At 72.2% G+C, this 16,272-nt stretch carries 15 protein-coding genes; 12 read left to right on the top strand and 3 right to left on the bottom strand.

The genetic code is table 11. From position 1 onward, the window contains the following. Positions 1-83 precede the first annotated feature (83 nt). The gene (locus AB0L45_RS20455) at positions 84-1,004 is read left to right on the top strand and encodes an ABC transporter ATP-binding protein (RefSeq protein ID WP_365841790.1); all 921 of its coding nucleotides are present in this window, start codon (positions 84-86) and stop codon (positions 1,002-1,004) included. A gap of 46 nt (positions 1,005-1,050) precedes the next feature. Here AB0L45_RS20455 and AB0L45_RS20450 read toward each other — a convergent pair whose 3' ends face one another. Continuing rightward, complete coding sequence (locus AB0L45_RS20450; protein ID WP_365841788.1) at positions 1,051-1,773, bottom strand: dienelactone hydrolase family protein; 723 nt, start codon at positions 1,771-1,773, stop codon at positions 1,051-1,053. Between the two features lie 221 nt (positions 1,774-1,994). Between AB0L45_RS20450 and AB0L45_RS20445 the strand changes: the two genes are divergently transcribed. The 5 genes from AB0L45_RS20445 to AB0L45_RS20425 all read left to right on the top strand — a co-directional run bounded on the left by AB0L45_RS20445 (position 1,995) and on the right by AB0L45_RS20425 (position 6,844). Then, positions 1,995-2,885, top strand: a complete 891-nt coding sequence (locus AB0L45_RS20445; RefSeq protein WP_365841786.1) for an LLM class F420-dependent oxidoreductase — start codon at positions 1,995-1,997, stop codon at positions 2,883-2,885. Positions 2,886-2,996: 111 nt separating this feature from the next. Further along, positions 2,997-3,425, top strand: a complete 429-nt coding sequence (locus AB0L45_RS20440) for a GNAT family N-acetyltransferase (RefSeq protein WP_365841784.1) — start codon at positions 2,997-2,999, stop codon at positions 3,423-3,425. Between the two features lie 225 nt (positions 3,426-3,650). Next, complete coding sequence (locus tag AB0L45_RS20435) at positions 3,651-4,994, top strand: hemolysin family protein (protein WP_365841782.1); 1,344 nt, start codon at positions 3,651-3,653, stop codon at positions 4,992-4,994. Further along, positions 4,991-6,043: a hemolysin family protein gene (locus AB0L45_RS20430; protein WP_365841780.1), complete on the top strand. Its 1,053-nt coding sequence runs from the start codon at positions 4,991-4,993 to the stop codon at positions 6,041-6,043. The genes AB0L45_RS20435 and AB0L45_RS20430 overlap by 4 nt, the downstream gene beginning before the upstream one ends. 12 nt (positions 6,044-6,055) lie before the next feature. Then, positions 6,056-6,844, top strand: a complete 789-nt coding sequence (locus AB0L45_RS20425) for an SGNH/GDSL hydrolase family protein (protein WP_365841778.1) — start codon at positions 6,056-6,058, stop codon at positions 6,842-6,844. On the opposite strand, the gene AB0L45_RS20420 is transcribed toward AB0L45_RS20425, so the two are convergent. Then, a complete protein-coding gene (locus AB0L45_RS20420; protein WP_365841776.1) occupies positions 6,841-7,725 on the bottom strand; it encodes a polysaccharide deacetylase family protein in 885 nt (294 codons plus the stop codon). The genes AB0L45_RS20425 and AB0L45_RS20420 overlap by 4 nt on opposite strands. 263 nt (positions 7,726-7,988) lie before the next feature. On the opposite strand from AB0L45_RS20420, the gene purB reads away from it, so the two are divergent. From purB to proP, 3 genes are all read left to right on the top strand, one after another. Next, positions 7,989-9,422 (top strand): adenylosuccinate lyase, encoded by a 1,434-nt coding sequence (gene purB, locus AB0L45_RS20415; protein WP_365841774.1) that lies wholly within the window; start codon positions 7,989-7,991, stop codon positions 9,420-9,422. 12 nt (positions 9,423-9,434) lie between these two features. Beyond that, entirely contained in the window at positions 9,435-10,010 is a 576-nt protein-coding gene (gene mug / locus AB0L45_RS20410) for a G/U mismatch-specific DNA glycosylase (protein WP_365841772.1), read from the top strand. Between the two features lie 321 nt (positions 10,011-10,331). After that, entirely contained in the window at positions 10,332-11,864 is a 1,533-nt protein-coding gene (proP, locus tag AB0L45_RS20405) for a glycine betaine/L-proline transporter ProP (protein WP_365841847.1), read from the top strand. A gap of 155 nt (positions 11,865-12,019) precedes the next feature. On the opposite strand, the gene AB0L45_RS20400 is transcribed toward proP, so the two are convergent. Further along, entirely contained in the window at positions 12,020-12,472 is a 453-nt protein-coding gene (locus AB0L45_RS20400; protein ID WP_365841770.1) for a hypothetical protein, read from the bottom strand. A 258-nt stretch (positions 12,473-12,730) separates the two neighbouring features. Here AB0L45_RS20400 and AB0L45_RS20395 point away from each other — a divergent pair, with 258 nt between their 5' ends. The 3 genes from AB0L45_RS20395 to AB0L45_RS20385 all read left to right on the top strand — a co-directional run bounded on the left by AB0L45_RS20395 (position 12,731) and on the right by AB0L45_RS20385 (position 16,129). Beyond that, positions 12,731-13,888 (top strand): ROK family transcriptional regulator, encoded by a 1,158-nt coding sequence (locus tag AB0L45_RS20395; RefSeq protein ID WP_365841768.1) that lies wholly within the window; start codon positions 12,731-12,733, stop codon positions 13,886-13,888. A gap of 346 nt (positions 13,889-14,234) precedes the next feature. Continuing rightward, positions 14,235-15,497: a histidine kinase gene (locus AB0L45_RS20390; protein ID WP_365841767.1), complete on the top strand. Its 1,263-nt coding sequence runs from the start codon at positions 14,235-14,237 to the stop codon at positions 15,495-15,497. Further along, entirely contained in the window at positions 15,482-16,129 is a 648-nt protein-coding gene (locus tag AB0L45_RS20385; RefSeq protein ID WP_365841765.1) for a response regulator transcription factor, read from the top strand. The genes AB0L45_RS20390 and AB0L45_RS20385 overlap by 16 nt, the downstream gene beginning before the upstream one ends. The last annotated feature ends 143 nt before the right edge of the window (positions 16,130-16,272 follow it).

Raw genomic sequence — 16,272 nt, 5'->3', positions numbered from 1 at the left:
GGACGACCGGAGCTGCCCTACTGTCGTGGCCCACGCGGGAGTTGCCGCCCCGTAAGGCACGGGGCCGACGTCGGGAGGCTGACGTGTCCACACCGGTCTCAGGCGGGGTGCCGTACGCCACGCAGGGCGGCGGGTCGGCCGCGCGGGCGGTGTCGCTGGTCAAGACGTACGGGACGGGCGAGGCCCAGGTCGTGGCGCTGGACGGGGTCGACGTGTCGATCGGGCGGGGGCAGTTCACGGCGGTGATGGGCCCCTCCGGGTCGGGAAAGTCCACGCTGATGCACCGCCTGGCGGGCCTGGACACGGTGTCGGCCGGGCGGGTGTGGCTGGGCGACCGGGAGATCACCGGCCTGGACGACCGCCGGCTGACCCGGCTGCGCAGGGACCACGTCGGCTTCGTGTTCCAGGCGTTCAACCTGCTGCCCACCCTGACGGCGGAGGAGAACATCACGCTGCCCATGGACATCGCCGGCCGCAAACCGGACCGTGAGTGGCTGCGTGAGGTGATCGACACCCTCCGGCTCGGCGACCGTCTGCGGCACCGGCCCGCCCAGCTCTCCGGCGGGCAGCAGCAACGGGTGGCGTGCGCCCGGGCGCTCGCCGCCCGCCCCGCGCTGATCTTCGCGGACGAGCCGACCGGCAACCTCGACTCCCGCTCGGGGCTGGAGGTGCTCCAGTTCCTGCGGGAGGCGGTGGACGGCCTCGGGCAGACGGTCGTGATGGTGACCCATGACCCGAACGCGGCGGCCCACGCCGACCTCGCGCTCTACCTGGCGGACGGCCGGATCGTGGACGAGATGCCACGGCCCAGCGCCGCATCCGTACTGGCGCGCATGCAGGTCCTCACCGCGGACCCCGGCCCCGCCGCATCCCCACCGGCACCACCGACCACACCACCCCCACCGGCACTACCACTTCCACCAACCACACCACCTCCACCAACCACCAGGCCCCCGGCACCGACCACCACCCAGGCCGCCCGCAGCAAAACGACTGACCCGTGACGCGGACCACGCCCCGGGCACGAGTGAGCGCCGGAAGCCGACCTGATCACTCTGTAACGGGCAGGCATTCGGCGAGCAGATCGACGATGTCGCGCCAGGCTCGCTGTGCGTGTCGTGGGTGGTAGCCGACGCCCGGGGGCGTGCTGTGGTTGACCGGTGGGTGGTGGAAGGCGTGCAGGGCCCCGCCGTAGACCACGCAACGCCAGTCGACGCCCGCCTCCCGCATCTCGGCGGTGAACGCTTCCCGTTGCGCGGGTGGCATGATCGGGTCTTCCGATCCGACCCCGGCCCACACGGGGCAGCGAATGCGTGCCGCCTCGCCCGGTCGGCCCGTGGTCAGTGCGTTGACCGTACCGATTGCGCGCAGGTCGGCTCCGTCGCGTCCGAGTTCCAGCGCAATCGCGCCCCCGGTGCCGTAGCCGATGGCGGCGACCCGGTCGGGGTCGGTCCGCGGTTCGGCGCGCAGCACGTCGAGTGCCGCATGGCCGATGCCCCGCATCCGGTCGGGGTCTGCGAGCAGCGGCAGGCAACGGGACAGCATCTCCTCGGGGTCGTCCAGATAGCGCCCGCCGTGGAGGTCGAAGGCCAGCGCCACGTATCCCAGCTCGGCCAGGGCATCGGCCCGGCGGCGCTCGACGTCGCTGAGCCCCATCCCCTCAGGCCCGATCAGGACCGCGGGCCGACGCTCGTCACCGGCAGGGAGCGCGAGGTGCCCGACCATCGTGAGAGCATCGGCCGGGTATTCGACCGTACGTGTCGTGATCGTCATGAGACTGGACCGTAGTGACCGTTCAGCCAGGTCGGGCCGGTGTTCACCGTAGGCAGAAGGTGGTCCGTCGCGGCTGCACGGCGCCCCCCTCTCCCCGTCCCGGCCACCCACCGAAGTGTTCGATGCGAGGCGCATTCTCACTACACTCGCCGGCTGTCCGCACCACGCGACCACCGCACGCGCCGGCCCACCGCCGCGCGCACGCATCTCAAGGGGGCCCCATGCCACGTCCGTTCCGCTTCGGCGTCAACATGCTCACCATCGAGTCGGGGCCCACCTGGCGGGAGAAGTGCCGCCGGGCCGAGTCCCTGGGTTACGACGTGGTGCTCGCACCGGACCACCTCGGCATGCCCGCGCCGTTTCCCGCGCTGATCGCCGCCGCCGAGGTGACCGAGCGCCCGCGCCTGGGCACCTTCGTCCTCAACGCGGGCTTCTGGAACCCGGCCCTGCTGGCCCGCGAGGTGGCCACCACCGACCTCCTCACCGACGGCCGGCTCGAACTGGGCCTGGGCACCGGGTACGTACGTGCCGAGCACGACAAGGCGGGCCTGCCCTGGGGTACTCCCGGCGAACGGGTGGACCACCTCACGCGTACGGTCGAGGAACTGGACCGTCTCCTGGGCGACCCGGAACACGGCCCGAAGCCGGCCCAGCAGCCCCGGCCGCCGCTGCTGATCGGCGGCAACGGTCCCCGTATGCTGCGCCTCGCCGCCCGGCACGCCGACATCGTGGCCCTCACCGGTGGCCGGCCCGCCCCCGGCAAGCCGGAAGGCACTCTCGAACTCCTCGCGCCCGAAGCCCTCGACGCCACCCTGGCCGGTTACCACCGGGCAGCCGCGGACCGCCCGGCCCCGGCCGAGCTGAACATTCTGGTCCAGCAGGTACGGGTCACCGACGACCGGCGCGCCGTGGCTCGCGAGATCGCCGGGCACGGCATCGGCGTCGACGAGGAACAGGCGCTGCACGTGCCGACGTTCCTGTTCGGCACGGTCGCGCAGATGGCCGAGCAGCTGCGTGAACACCGCGAGCGCTACGGCTTCTCGTACATCACCGTCCTGGACCCCTCCATGGAGGCGTTCGCGCCGGTCATGGAGGAGCTGAAGGGCAGTTAGCACGGGCCGGGCGTTCGGACCGGCGGCGGCTCTCCCGGCCGGTGGCGAGCCGCGTCCCGGTATACGGAAGTCCATGGCGGCGCGGCGCCGTTCCGTGCTTGGCTTCCGCACATGATCGATCTTGAGATACGGACCGCCGTACCGGATGACGCGAAGGCCGTGCTCGCCTTCTGGGAGGAGGCGGCGGAAGGCACCTCCATTACGGACGACGTGGCCGGGGTGACCCGGCTGATCGGCCGGGATCCGCAGGCCCTGATCCTCGCGGAGTCCGGCGGAACCCTGGTGGGCTCGGTGATCGCCGGGTACGACGGCTGGCGGTGCTCGCTGTACCGGCTCGCGGTGCTGCCGTCGCACCGGAGGCAGGGCGTCGCGACCGCGCTGCTCGAAGCGGCCGAGCGCCGTTTCCTGGCCGTGGAGGGCAGGCGCGGGGACGCCATGGTGCTGGAGGCGAACGAACGGGCCCAGCGGGCGTGGGCCGCGGCCGGCTACCGGCGCGAGGACCACTGGCGGCGGTGGGTGAAGCCGCTGCCCCGGCCCTGACCTGCTCCCCGGCCGGTCCCCCGTCCCGACCCGCCCCTGCCCGGCGCTCCCTCTCCTCGCCACGGCCCGCAACCTGCTTTGCCCATCCTTTACCATGGATCCTTCCACGTCTCCCAATGAAAGGAGTGAGCGTCCAGCCATGGGCGAGCCTCCCAGTTGTCATCCCGTCCGCGCCCGAGGCGCGAACCTCCCGGTCCTGTTCGATCATGGGACGGAGGTGACCCGATGACCGAGCTGCTCCTCCTGGCCGTGGCCCTGCTCCTGACCCTGGCCTGCGGCGTCTTCGTCGCGGCCGAGTTCTCGCTGACGACCGTCGAGCGCAGCGACCTCGAACGCGCCGTGGAGCGCGGCGAGCGCGGCGCGGACAGCGCCCTCAAGGCCGTCCGGAGTCTGACGTTCCAGCTGTCCGGCGCACAGCTCGGCATCACCGTGACCGGCCTGGTCATCGGCATGCTCGCCAAGCCGTCGATCGCCGCCCTGCTGGCCGGACCGCTCGACGCCCTCGGCCTGCCGCCCGCCGCCGGTGACTCCGTGGCCCTGGTCCTCGGTACGGCCGTCTCCACGGTCGTCCTGATGGTCATCGGCGAGCTGGTGCCCAAGAACTGGGCCATCTCCAGCCCGCTGCCCGTCGCCCGCCGGGTCGCCACCGCGCAGCGCGGCTTCAGCGCCTCCTTCCGGCCGCTCATCGGGCACCTCAACAACACCGCGAACCGGATGATCCGCCGGATGGGCATGGAGCCCGCCGAGGAACTGGCCTCCGCCCGCGGCCCGCAGGAACTGGTCGCGCTGGCCCGGCACTCCGCCAAGGAAGGCGCCCTGGAGCCGGACACCGCCGAGCTGTTCGTCCGCACCCTCGCCCTCGCCGACCTGACCGCGGAGAACGTCATGACTCCGCGTGTGCAGGTCACGGCCCTGGACGTGCAGTCCACGGCGGAGGACGTGGCCGCCGCGACGCGCGCCACCGGCCTGTCCCGCTTCCCCGTCTACCGCGGCAGCCTGGACTCCGTGGTCGGTGTCGCGCACATCAAGGACGTACTGGCCGTGCCCGCCGGGCGCCGCTCCCGCCACCCGGTCGCCGAGCTGCTGCGCGAGCCGCTGCTCGTACCGGAGACGCTGACCGTCGACAAGCTGCTGGACCGGCTGTCCGGACGGCAGACGATGGCCGTGGTCATCGACGAGTACGGCGGTACGGCGGGCGTCGCCACCCTGGAGGACATCGTCGAGGAGGTCGTCGGCGAGGTACGCGACGAGCACGATCCCCTGGAGACGCCGGACCTGGCCCCGGCGGGCGAGGACGCGGACGGCCGGGCCCGCTACGAGGCGGACGGCGCCGTACGCACCGACCAGCTCGAACAGATCGGCCTGAAGCTGCCGGAGGGCCCGTACGAGACCCTGGCCGGCCTGATCGCCACCGAGCTGGGCCGGATCCCGGCCGCCGGGGACAGCCTGGAGGCCGCGGGCTGGCGGATGGACGTCCTGGACGCCTCCGGGCACCGCGCGGCGCTGGTGCTGCTGCACGCGCCGCTGCCGGACAGCGCCGACGACGAGACCGGGGAGGCGACCCGATGACCGCGCTCCAGTTGTTCATCGGCCTGCTCACGCTGGTCGTCAACGCGTTCTTCGTGGGCGCCGAATTCGCGATGATCTCGGTGCGCCGCAGTCAGATCGAGCCGTACGCCGAGGACGGCGACCGCCGTGCGGACCGGGTTCTGTGGGGTCTCCAGCACGTCTCCGGCGTGATGGCGGCCGCGCAGCTGGGCATCACCCTGTGCACCCTGGTGCTCGGCGCCGTCGCCGAGCCCGCCATCGCCCACCTCCTGGAGCCGGCCTTCGACGCGGTCGGCGTGCCGGACGCCCTGGTCCACCCGATCTCCTTCGTGCTGGCGCTGGCCGTGGCGACGTACCTGCACATGCTCTTCGGCGAGATGGTGCCGAAGAACGTGGCGCTGGCCGAGCCGGTGCGTACGGCGCTGCTGCTGGGACCGCCGCTGGTCGCGCTGACCCGCGCGCTGCGGCCGGTGATCTTCGCCATCAACACGTTCGCCAACGCGCTGCTGCGGCTGCTGCGGGTGGAGGCCAAGGACGAGGTCGCGGCCACGTTCTCGGACGACCAGCTCGCGAAGATGGTCGAGGACTCGCAGGCCGCCGGGCTGCTGGACGACCGGGCGAAGGAGCGCCTGCGGGACGCCCTGGAGCTGGGCCGCCGCCCGGTCGCCGATGTGGTGGTGCCGGTGGAGAAGGTCGTGACGGCCCGGCTGGGCATCACGCCGGAGGGCGTGGAGGAACTGACCGCGACGTCCGGTTTCTCGCGTTTCCCGGTCATCGACAGCACCCGGCGCATCCTGGGATACCTGCACGTCAAGGACGCACTGGACGCCTCACCGCGGGATCTGCCGTTCCCGCTCTCCGCGCTGCGGCCGATCGCCCGCGTACGGGCCGGGACACCGCTCGACGACGTACTGTCGGCGATGCGGGCCTCCCGTACGCACCTGGCGGCGGTCATCGGCGAGGACGGCCGCCTGGCGGGCCTGGTCACCATGGAGGACGTACTGCGGGAGCTGGTGCTCCAGCAGCAGCCCACGAAGGCCGCACCGGCCGGGGGCGCGGCCCGGCGGTAGGATTCCTCCGCCATGGAGATCAATGCCACCTACACCAGTTTCGTCGCGGTGGGCGACAGCTTCACCGAGGGCATGTCCGACGTGCTGCCGGACGGCTCGTACCGCGGCTGGGCGGACCTGCTGGCCGCCCGGCTCGCGGCCCGTACCCCCGGTTTCCGCTACGCCAACCTCGCGGTGCGCGGCAAGCTCATCGGGCAGATCGTCGACGAGCAGACCGGTCCTGCGGCCGCGATGGGCGCCGATCTGGTCACCCTGGTGGGCGGGCTGAACGACGTACTGCGTCCCAAGTGCGACGTGGACCGGGTCTGCGCCCTCCTGGAAGAGGCCGCGGGACGGCTGGCCAAGGACTGCGGGCAGCTCGTCCTGATGCGCAGCCCCGGGCGGCAGGGCCCGGTCCTGGAACGGTTCCGGCCCCGCATGGAACAGCTCTTCGCCCACATCGACGCGCTGGCCGCCCAGCACGACGCCATCGTGGTGGACCTCTTCTCCTCGCGCGCGCTGGCCGACCCCCGGATGTGGGCGGAGGACCGGCTCCACCTGAACAAGGCCGGGCACGAACGGGTGGCCGAGGCCGTCTGGCAGGCCCTCGGTCTCCCCGCCGAGTCCGACTGGGACGCCCCGCTGCCCGCCTTCGTCCCGCCGGGCTGGAGGGCCCGGCGCACCGCGGACGTACGCTTCGCCCGCCAGCACCTCGTCCCCTGGATCGGCCGCCGCCTGACCGGCCGCTCCAGCGGGGACGGCCGCGCGCCGAAGCGCCCGGAGCTGGTGCCGTACGAGGATCTGCGCACGTACGAGGACTAGGAGCGGCCCCGCTCCCCCTCGCCGGCGGTCGTGCGGGCGTAGTGCTCGGCGATCTCGTCGCTGGTCGTCAGCCAGACGCCGGGGTGGTTCGCGATGTGTTCGAGGGCCTGGTCCAGGTACTTGTGCCGGAACGGCTGGTTGATGACGAACGGGTGCAGGACCAGGGACATGACCCGGCCGCTGTCCGCGGAGTCGGCGTACAGCTGGTCGAGCTGGTCCTTGACGATCTGCACGAAGTCCGGGCCGCTGAGGCTCTTGCCGACGAACAGGCTGATGTCGTTGACCTCGATGGAGTACGGAACGCTGAGCATGCCCGGCACGTTCAGGCGGTACGGCTGGTCGTCGTTGGCCCAGTCCAGTACGTAGTCCAGGCCGAGTTCGGCGAGCAGTTCCGGCGTACGGAAGGTCTCGGTCAGCGCCGGGCCGAGCCAGCCGCGGGGGCGCCGGCCGGTGGCCTTCTCGATGGCGCCGACGACCTCCGTGAGGTAGGCGCGCTCCTCCTCGACGGTCATGTCCGCCTGGAAGGTGGAGTTGTCGCGGCCGTGCGCGATCCAGGCCCAGTCGCGGGCCCGGCCCGCTTCGACGATCTGCGGATAGTGGCGGGTGACCGCGGAGTTGAGCATGACACTGGCGCGCAGGCCGTGCCGGTCGAGGCTCTCGATCAGCCGCCAGATACCCACCCGGGGACCGTAGTCACGCCAGCCGTAGTTCAGCGGGTCCGGCGCCAGCCCCGCGGTGCCCGGGAAGATGCTGGTCGAGGGCCGGTCGACCTGATAATGCTCGACGTTGAGCCCCACGTAGAAGGCGACGCGCGCGCCGTCCGGCCAGTGGATCGGTTCCCGCTCGACGATCGGGCTGTAAGCGAAGAGTTCGTTGTCCATGATCCCCCACCTCGTGCCAGGTCCGTGCCTGTAAAAGGCACCTGCGCAGGCCACCCGCGCTCGATGTTCACCCTAGCGCGAACATCAGAACTCTCTCGACGTGACGCCCGCCACACACGCATCCCGTCGACGAACCCGGGCTGCCCCTACTGGTCCACAGCGGGTGGTGAGCGGGCCCGGCCCGGGGCAGCGGACCCGGACCGCATCCGCGGGGCACCCGCCTCTGACCGGTCACACCTGCGTGACCAGTAGACTCTCGTCCCGTGACTGCCAAGCCCCGCATTCCGAATGTTCTGGCCGGCCGCTACGCCTCCGCGGAGCTCGCCGTCCTGTGGTCCCCCGAGTACAAGGTGAAGCTGGAGCGCAAGCTGTGGCTCGCGGTGCTCCGTGCGCAGAAGGACCTCGGGGTGGAGGTGCCGGAGCAGGCGCTCGCTGATTACGAGCGGGTGCTGGACGATGTCGATCTGGCCTCGATCGCCGAGCGTGAGAAGGTCACCCGGCACGACGTGAAGGCCCGTATCGAGGAGTTCAACGCGCTCGCCGGGCACGAGCAGGTCCACAAGGGCATGACCTCCCGTGACCTGACCGAGAATGTCGAGCAGCTGCAGATCCGGCTGTCGCTGGAGCTGATGCGGGACCGTACGGTCGCCGTGCTGGCGCGGCTGGGCCGGCTCGCCGGGGAGCACGCCGAGCTGGTCATGGCGGGGCGTTCGCACAACGTCGCGGCCCAGGCGACCACGCTGGGCAAGCGCTTCGCGACCGCCGCCGACGAGCTGCTGGTCGCGTACGGGCGGCTGACGGACCTGCTGGACCGCTATCCGCTGCGCGGCATCAAGGGTCCGGTCGGCACCGCGCAGGACATGCTGGACCTGCTGGGCGGTGACGCCGCGAAGCTGGCCGAGCTGGAGCAGCGGATCGCCGGGCACCTCGGCTTCGGCCAGGCGTTCACCTCCGTCGGCCAGGTCTATCCGCGCTCGCTGGACTACGACGTGGTCACCGCGCTGGTGCAGCTGGCCGCGGCGCCCTCCTCGATCGCCAAGACGATCCGCCTGATGGCCGGCCACGAGCTGGTGACCGAGGGTTTCAAGCCCGGCCAGGTGGGCTCGTCCGCGATGCCGCACAAGATGAACACCCGCTCCTGCGAGCGCGTCAACGGCCTGATGGTCATCCTGCGCGGTTACGCCTCGATGGCCGGCGAGCTGTCCGGTGACCAGTGGAACGAGGGCGACGTGTCCTGCTCGGTGGTGCGCCGGGTCGCGCTGCCGGACTCCTTCTTCGCCCTGGACGGCCTGCTGGAGACGTTCCTGACCGTGCTGGACGAGTTCGGCGCCTTCCCCGCCGTCGTCGCGCGGGAGCTGGACCGCTACCTGCCCTTCCTCGCCACGACCAAGGTGCTGATGGGTGCCGTACGGGCCGGAGTGGGCCGCGAGGTGGCGCACGAGGCGATCAAGGAGAACGCGGTCGCCGCGGCGCTCGCCATGCGCGAACAGGGTGCGGAGCGCAACGAACTGCTCGACAAGCTCGCGGCGGACGAGCGGATCCCGCTGGACCGCGCCCAGTTGGACGCGCTGATGGCGGACAAGCTGTCCTTCACGGGCGCCGCCGCCGACCAGGTGGCCGCCGTCGTCGCGCGGATCGAGGAGATCACCAAGCAGTACCCCGAGGCCGCGGCGTACACGCCGGGCTCCATCCTGTGAGGCGCTGCTGAGATGGGATTGACTCCCGAGGAACTGCAGGCCGCGCGCGGCCGTCTCGTCCCTGACGTGGCGGCGCCCGGCCTGCGGGTGCTTTTCTGCGGTATCAACCCCGGGCTGGTCTCGGCGGCCACCGGCCACCACTTCGCCCGGCCCGGCAACCGCTTCTGGCCCACCCTGCACGCGTCCGGGTTCACCCCGCGGCTCCTCAAGCCCGCCGAGGAGCAGGAGCTGCTCGGCTACGGCCTCGGCATCACCAATGTCGTGCAGCGGGCGAGCGCCCGGGCCGACGAGCTGAGCGCGGAGGAGTTCCGCGAGGGTGGGCGGGAGCTGGCCGAGAAGGTGCGGCGGCTGCGGCCGGAGTGGCTCGCGGTGGCCGGGGTGACGGCCTATCGGGTGGCTTTCGACGACAAGCACGCCAAGGTCGGGCCGCAGGAGCGGACGATCGGTGACACCCGCGTCTGGGTGCTGCCCAATCCCAGTGGACTCAACGCGCACTATCCGCCGGCCGCGCTGGCGGAGGAGTACGCCCGGCTGCGTGCGGTGGCTTTCGCCGACGAGGCCGAGGAAGGTGACGCGCGGGACGTGTGAGTCGCGCGTTACGGGTAAGGCGTGCGTTGTGTGTAGGGCGCACGGGGTGGTGGGGCCGTGCGGAGCGGTTAGCCCGTTCGGGAGCGTTGCGCCGGGTGGATACGGCCAGTGAGCCGACAGTCCGCCCGGCGTTCCATTGGCCCCATTCGTGTCGTTCCTATGCTGGTTGTGCCGATTTCGACCTTTGCGTTGATACTCGGAGTAACCAATGTGCCGCTCAGCCCCTAGCGACAGGACGAGATGACTACCGGTCAGCCTCAGCCGCCGCGCGTCCGGCGGAACAAGCGGTCGGACGGAGGAAGGAACTCCGACACCGACCGGCTGCTGCGCACTCTGCTGCGCCGCCGCAAACACCAGCTCAGCGTCGAGGAAGTCACCGTCACCGACAGACCGCAGGTACGCCGCGCGGTCACGGCGGCCGCCCTCGGCAACATGATGGAGTGGTTCGACTTCGGGGTCTACGCCTACCTGGCGGCCACGATGGGCAAGGTCTTCTTCCCGTCCAGCTCCCCCGGCGCCCAGCTCGTCTCCACCTTCGCCACCTTCGCCGCCGCCTTCCTCGTGCGGCCGCTCGGCGGTCTGGTCTTCGGGCCGCTGGGCGACCGCATCGGACGGCAGCGCGTGCTGGCCGCCACCATGATCATGATGGCGATCAGCACCTTCGCGGTCGGCTTCCTGCCCGGTTACGACTCCATCGGCTTCGCGGCGCCCCTGCTGCTGCTCCTCTGCCGACTGGTGCAGGGCTTCTCGACCGGAGGGGAGTACGCCGGCGCCACGACCTACATCGCCGAATACGCCCCGGACAAGCGCCGCGGCTTCCTCGGCAGCTGGCTCGACTTCGGCACCTTCGTCGGCTACGCCCTCGGCTCCGGCCTGGTCACCGTGCTCACCGCCGTACTGGGCACGGACGGCCTGGAGGACTGGGGCTGGCGGATCCCCTTCATGGTGGCCGGGCCGCTCGGCCTGATCGGCCTCTACATGCGCATGAAGCTGGAGGAGACCCCGGCCTTCAAGCAGGAGGCGGAAGCCGCGCGGCAGGAGGCCCAGAACGCGAGCTCCGGCGACACTCCCGTCGAGGAGGCCCGGCAGTCGGGCAAGGGCCGGCTGAAGGAGATCTTCACAGGGCACTGGGAAGCCGTGCTGATCTGCATGGGGCTGGTGCTGCTGTACAACGTCACCAACTACATGGTGACGTCCTACCTCCCCACCTTCATGACCGAGACGCTCGGCGAGGACGCCACGACCGCCCAGCTGCTGGTCCTGGGCACCATGGTCGTCGTCGCCCTGACGATCACGACGGTGGGCCGTACCTCGGACCGGTGGGGCCGTCGGCCGGTGTTCATGGCGTCCAGCGTCGCGCTCGTGGCACTGGCCTATCCGGCGTTCCTGCTGATCCGGGAGGGCGGCATCCTGCTGCCGGCCTTCGGATGCCTCGTCCTGGGCCTGCTGCTGGTGTGCTTCGCGGGCACCTCCGCCTCGACGCTGCCGGCGCTCTTCCCCACCCATCTGCGCTACGGGGCGCTGTCCATCGCGTTCAACATCTCCGTCTCGCTCTTCGGCGGCACCACCCCGCTGGTCGTCTCCGCGCTGGTGGAGTCCACGGGCAGCCACATGGTTCCCGCGTACTACCTGATGGTGGCGGGCGTCATCGGCTTCATCGCCGCCTTCTTCCTGCACGAGACGGCGGGCAAGCCGCTGCGCGGTTCCGGCCCGATGGTCGAGACCCCGGAGCAGGCCCGCAAGCTGGTGGCCGACAGCCGGACCGAGGCCGGGCGCCAGGCCCGGGACATCTGGATCCGCCTGCGCCACCCCTGGGCGCACCACCGTGACAAGGAAGGCGAGCAGGACAAGTAGGCCGAGCCGGACGCGCAGTCCGCGTACGGGGGCGGCCGCGGCGGTACGGTCCGCGCGCGGCCCCCGCACCCCACGGGCCCGGAACGGGTGGCGCCGGCGGTGCTGCCGGTCCGCTGCGGACCGGCGGCGCCACAGCCGCCACCCGTTCGCCGTTCTCAGGGCACCAGGTCCGCCCGGCCCACCGCCGCCAGCAGCTGGAAGACCGGCATGCCGGGGCCGCCCTCCCCCAGGCCGACCGCGATCCAGCGCCCTTCGGCACGCCAGGCGTGCACCCGCGGGACCTGGCCGCACAGCACGTCGAGCGGCGGCCGTACCGGCATCCCCATGGCCACCCGCTCCAGATGGTCCGCCAGGTCCACCACCTCGGGCTCGCCCCAGCGTAAGCAGAGAGCCGATATGAGTCCCTCCAGCTCGGCGCGGTACTCCTGCGCGGTCTCCTGGACGTCGGCCGGGTCGGCGTCCCAGAGCGGCTCGTCGCCGCGCAGCTGGGCGACGTGGAAGCCCGGGCCGCTCTCGACCATGGCGGAGCGGACCGGCTCGTCGGGGAAGTCCCGGCCGCGGAGGAGGTCGATGGCGGTGAGGTGCTGGGCGGTGGTCGTGTTCGTCATGCCGTCAGTAAACCGCCAGGGTCTGACAATTGGTCTCGCGTCAGGCTCCCCGCGCCGTGACCGGCCCTGACGCCCGCGGCAAGGGCACCGGGCCACGGCCGCCGCACGGCCCGGAAGACACCGCACCACGGCCGCCGCACGGCCCGGGACACACCGCACCGCACTCCGCCGGACCGCCCCCACCCGCCGCCCGGGACTCGCCGCACACCGGCTGACCGGCTACGATCCGCCACACACGCAATGCGAGGGAGACGGACGTTGGGGCGGCTAACCGGCGGGGATCCCTCCCTGCTGCGACGGATCAACTCCGCGGTGGTGCTGCACGCGCTGCGCGCCGCCGACTCCCCGACGCTCACCCACCTCGTGGAAGTGACCGGCCTGTCCCGGCCCACCGTCGAGGGCGTGGTCGAGGGCCTGATGGAGACCGGTCTGGTGACCGAGGCGCCCGCCGACGAGGGCACCGCCCGCCGCCAGGGCCGCCCGGCCCGCCGCTTCCGCTTCCGTACCGAGGCCGGGCACCTGCTCGGCATCGAGATCGGCCCGCACCGGGTGGCCGCCCTGCTGTCGGACCTCGGCGGGCGGGTGCTCGGCTCCGCGCAGCGCGCGGTCGAGGAGTCGGCGCCCGCGGACGAACGGCTGGAGAAGGTGCGGGCCGCGGTGGCCGAGCTGCTGCGGCGGGCGGGCGTGGCCCGCAGTTCGCTGCGGGCGGTCGGCGTGGGCAGCCCCGGGATCGTGGAGGCGGACGGCACGGTACGGCTGGGTACGGCGCTCCCCGGCTGGACCGGACTGCCGCTCGGCGACCGGCTGCGCCGCTCCTTCCGGTGTCCCGTCCTGGTCGAGAACGACGCGAACGCCGCCGCCGTGGCCGAGCACTGGAAGGGGGCCGCCGCCGGCTCGGACGACGTGGTCTTCGTCCTCGCGGGACTGAGCCCGGGGGCCGGCGCACTGATCGGCGGCCGGCTGCACCGCGGTTTCGGCGGTGCCGCCGGGGAGATCGGCGCGCTGCACCTGCTGGGGCGCGAGGCCACACCGGAGAAGCTGCTGTCCACGACCGGGCAGCCGCTGCACCCGCTGGACGAGGCGCAGGTGGCGCGGGTGTTCGCCCTCGCGCGCGACGGTGACGCGCGGGCCCGGGACGCGATGGACCGTTTCCTCCAGCGGCTGGTGCACGACGTCGCGGCGCTGGTGCTGGCCCTCGATCCGGAGCTGGTGATCGTCGGCGGCTGGGCCGCAGGCCTGAACGACGTACTGGCCCCGCTCCGCGCCGAACTGGCCCGTTACTGCCTGCGGCCGCCCCAGGTGGCCCTGTCCGTGCTCGGCGAAGCGGCGGTGGCCACCGGTGCCCTGCGGCTCGCACTGGACCACGTGGAGGGCGAACTGTTCGCGGTGGACACGACGGTCACGGCCCGGGGCTGACGGACGGAATGGTCACTGACGGACCGGACGGTCACGGCCCGGGGCTGACGGACGGAATGATCGCGGCCCAGGGCTGACGGACCGGACGGTCGCGGCTCAGAGCCGAGAGCCTGCGTCATGCCCCCGGCCGGGCGGTCGCGGCCCGGACCGACGTGCCGGTGGGGCTGGGCGTACGAGTGGGTGGGGCCGGCCCCACTACCGGGCCGATACGGGAGAGGCCAGGCTCCGCGCGGTGCACAGTGGGGTGACCGGGCCGTACCGGCGCACCGCGGGAGCAGCGGACGCCGTGGCCGCCGGCGCGTGCCGCGGCCCGGGTGACGGAGTCGAAGAAAGGTTGGTGCGACCGATGGTGTCGTGGGTGACCCGGGCCTTCGTGGGGTTCGCGAAGGCATGTGCCGTGGTGGTCGTCGTCCTGCTGGTCCCGGTGGTGTGGGCCGCGGCCGTGGCACTGGGCGTCTGGTGGGGGCCGGGGAACCCGTGGTCGTGGGTGGCGCCTGCCGTGCTGGTGGGCGTGGGCACGCTCGCCCTGTCCCGCCCGGTCTGCCGTGCGATCCGCTTCCTCGTCGCCCGGTGGACGGGCACCGACGTCCCCGCCGGGTACCGGCGGGCGGAACCGGTGGTGCGGATGTCCACCGGGTTCTGGTGGAACGGCTTCTCCTACGAGCGCACGCGGCGCGACGCCCTCCTGGACCAGCGGTGGCGCATCCGGTGGAAGGACCCGGCGACCTGGCGGGACCTGCGCTTCACGCTGATCGCGCCGTTCACCGCCGGCGTGGTCTCGGCCGTCCCGCCGGCCGCGGTCGCGGTGGCGGCCCTCGGGATCGGTCGGCCGGACCTCCCCGCGCGCCTGGTCGGCGCGCTCGCCGCGGTCGTGGCCGTCGCCTCCGCTCCGTACGCCTGGCGGGTCATCGGGCCGGTGGCCGTACGGTTCCTGGGGCCTTCGCGCACGATGGTTCTGACGGACCGGGTCGACGAGCTGACCGCCCAGCGCGCGGACACGACGGTCGCGCAGGCCGCCGAGATCCGCCGGATCGAGCGGGATCTGCACGACGGGGCCCAGGCGCGCCTGGTCGGGCTGGGGTTGTCCTTGGCGACCGCGGAGAAGCTGATGGCCACCGATCCCGCGCAGGCCAGAGCGCTGATGCGGGAAGCGCGCGTCGGCGCCGCCGCGTCGCTGACCGAGCTCCGTGAACTGGTCAGAGGCATCAATCCGCCGGTGCTGAACGAGCGAGGGCTCGTCGACGCCGTACGGGCCTTCGCCCTCGACAGCCCGCTCGAAGCGACCGTCAGCGCCGGTCCTGAGCCGCGCCTGGACCCGCCGATCGAGTCCGCCCTGTACTTCGGGATCGCCGAACTGCTGACCAACGCGGCCAAGCACGCCCGTGCGGACCGGGCGCGGATCTCCATCACCCGGGACGACACCGGCACCGGCGCCTTCCTCGTCGTCGACGTCGAGGACGACGGCCGGGGCGGCGCCGTCGAGCAGGACGGCGGCGGGCTCGCGGGGCTGCGCCGTCGCCTCACGGTCTTCGACGGCACCTTGGAGATCACCAGCCCGGCGGGCGGCCCGACCCGGGTGAGGATGATGGTGCCATGCGAATCGTTGTAGCCGAAGACCTCTACCTCCTGCGTGACGGGATGGTGCGCCTCATCGAAGCGTGCGGGCACCAGGTGGTGGCGACCGCGGCCACCGGGCCCGAAACGCTCGAAGCGCTGCTGACGTGGCGGCCGGACGTCGCCGTCGTCGACGTCCGGATGCCGCCGGCCCAGTCGGACGAGGGCCTGCGCGCGGCCCTCGCCGCCCGTCGCGAAGTGCCGGGCCTGCCGGTCCTGGTCCTCTCCCAGCACGTCGAACAGCTGTACGCCCGGGAGCTGCTGGACGACGGTGCCGGCGGCATCGGTTACTTCCTCAAGGAGAGCGTGTTCGACGCCGATCAGTTCATGGACGCCCTGGAACGGGTCGCGGCCGGCGGGACCGCCATGGACCCGGCCGTCATCGCCAAACTCCTGGCCAGCGGCTCCTCGAACCGACGCCTCGCGGGACTCACCGAACGCGAGCACTCCGTACTCGGCCTGATGGCCGAGGGCCTGTCCAACCAGGCCATCGGCCAGCGGCTCTTCCTCAGCGAGAGCGCCATCAGCAAGTACACCACCTCCATGTTCGGCAAACTCGGCATCACCGACGACGACAGCAGCAACCGCCGCGTCCTCGCCGTCCTCACGTACCTGAACAGGCCGTGACGGTGCTTCCCGGCCCGGTTCCGTTTCCCGGTCCCGGTCCCCGGCGTGACGCGCGGGCGTTGTCAGACCCCCCGGCTAATGTGCTGAGCAGGTGCCCGGTGCCGGCTGAGCAGGCGTCACCGAGCCGGTCGGCAGCGGGGTCG

This window comes from Streptomyces sp. NPDC052496, from assembly GCF_040679095.1.
Classification (GTDB): Bacteria; Actinomycetota; Actinomycetes; order Streptomycetales; family Streptomycetaceae; genus Streptomyces.
The sequence above is the reverse complement of the archived record's forward strand: the minus strand, read 5'-3'. Positions and strand labels throughout refer to the sequence as shown.

Coding starts and splice junctions, on each gene's coding strand:
- AB0L45_RS20445 (WP_365841786.1), top strand. CDS start 1,995: ATGCCACGTCCGTTCCGCTTCGGCGTCAACATGCTCACCATCGAGTCG.
- AB0L45_RS20385 (WP_365841765.1), top strand. CDS start 15,482: ATGCGAATCGTTGTAGCCGAAGACCTCTACCTCCTGCGTGACGGGATG.
- AB0L45_RS20440 (WP_365841784.1), top strand. CDS start 2,997: ATGATCGATCTTGAGATACGGACCGCCGTACCGGATGACGCGAAGGCC.
- AB0L45_RS20390 (WP_365841767.1), top strand. CDS start 14,235: ATGGTGTCGTGGGTGACCCGGGCCTTCGTGGGGTTCGCGAAGGCATGT.
- AB0L45_RS20420 (WP_365841776.1), bottom strand. CDS start 7,725: ATGGACAACGAACTCTTCGCTTACAGCCCGATCGTCGAGCGGGAACCG.
- AB0L45_RS20450 (WP_365841788.1), bottom strand. CDS start 1,773: ATGACGATCACGACACGTACGGTCGAATACCCGGCCGATGCTCTCACG.
- AB0L45_RS20400 (WP_365841770.1), bottom strand. CDS start 12,472: ATGACGAACACGACCACCGCCCAGCACCTCACCGCCATCGACCTCCTC.
- AB0L45_RS20435 (WP_365841782.1), top strand. CDS start 3,651: ATGACCGAGCTGCTCCTCCTGGCCGTGGCCCTGCTCCTGACCCTGGCC.
- AB0L45_RS20425 (WP_365841778.1), top strand. CDS start 6,056: ATGGAGATCAATGCCACCTACACCAGTTTCGTCGCGGTGGGCGACAGC.
- AB0L45_RS20430 (WP_365841780.1), top strand. CDS start 4,991: ATGACCGCGCTCCAGTTGTTCATCGGCCTGCTCACGCTGGTCGTCAAC.
- mug (WP_365841772.1), top strand. CDS start 9,435: ATGGGATTGACTCCCGAGGAACTGCAGGCCGCGCGCGGCCGTCTCGTC.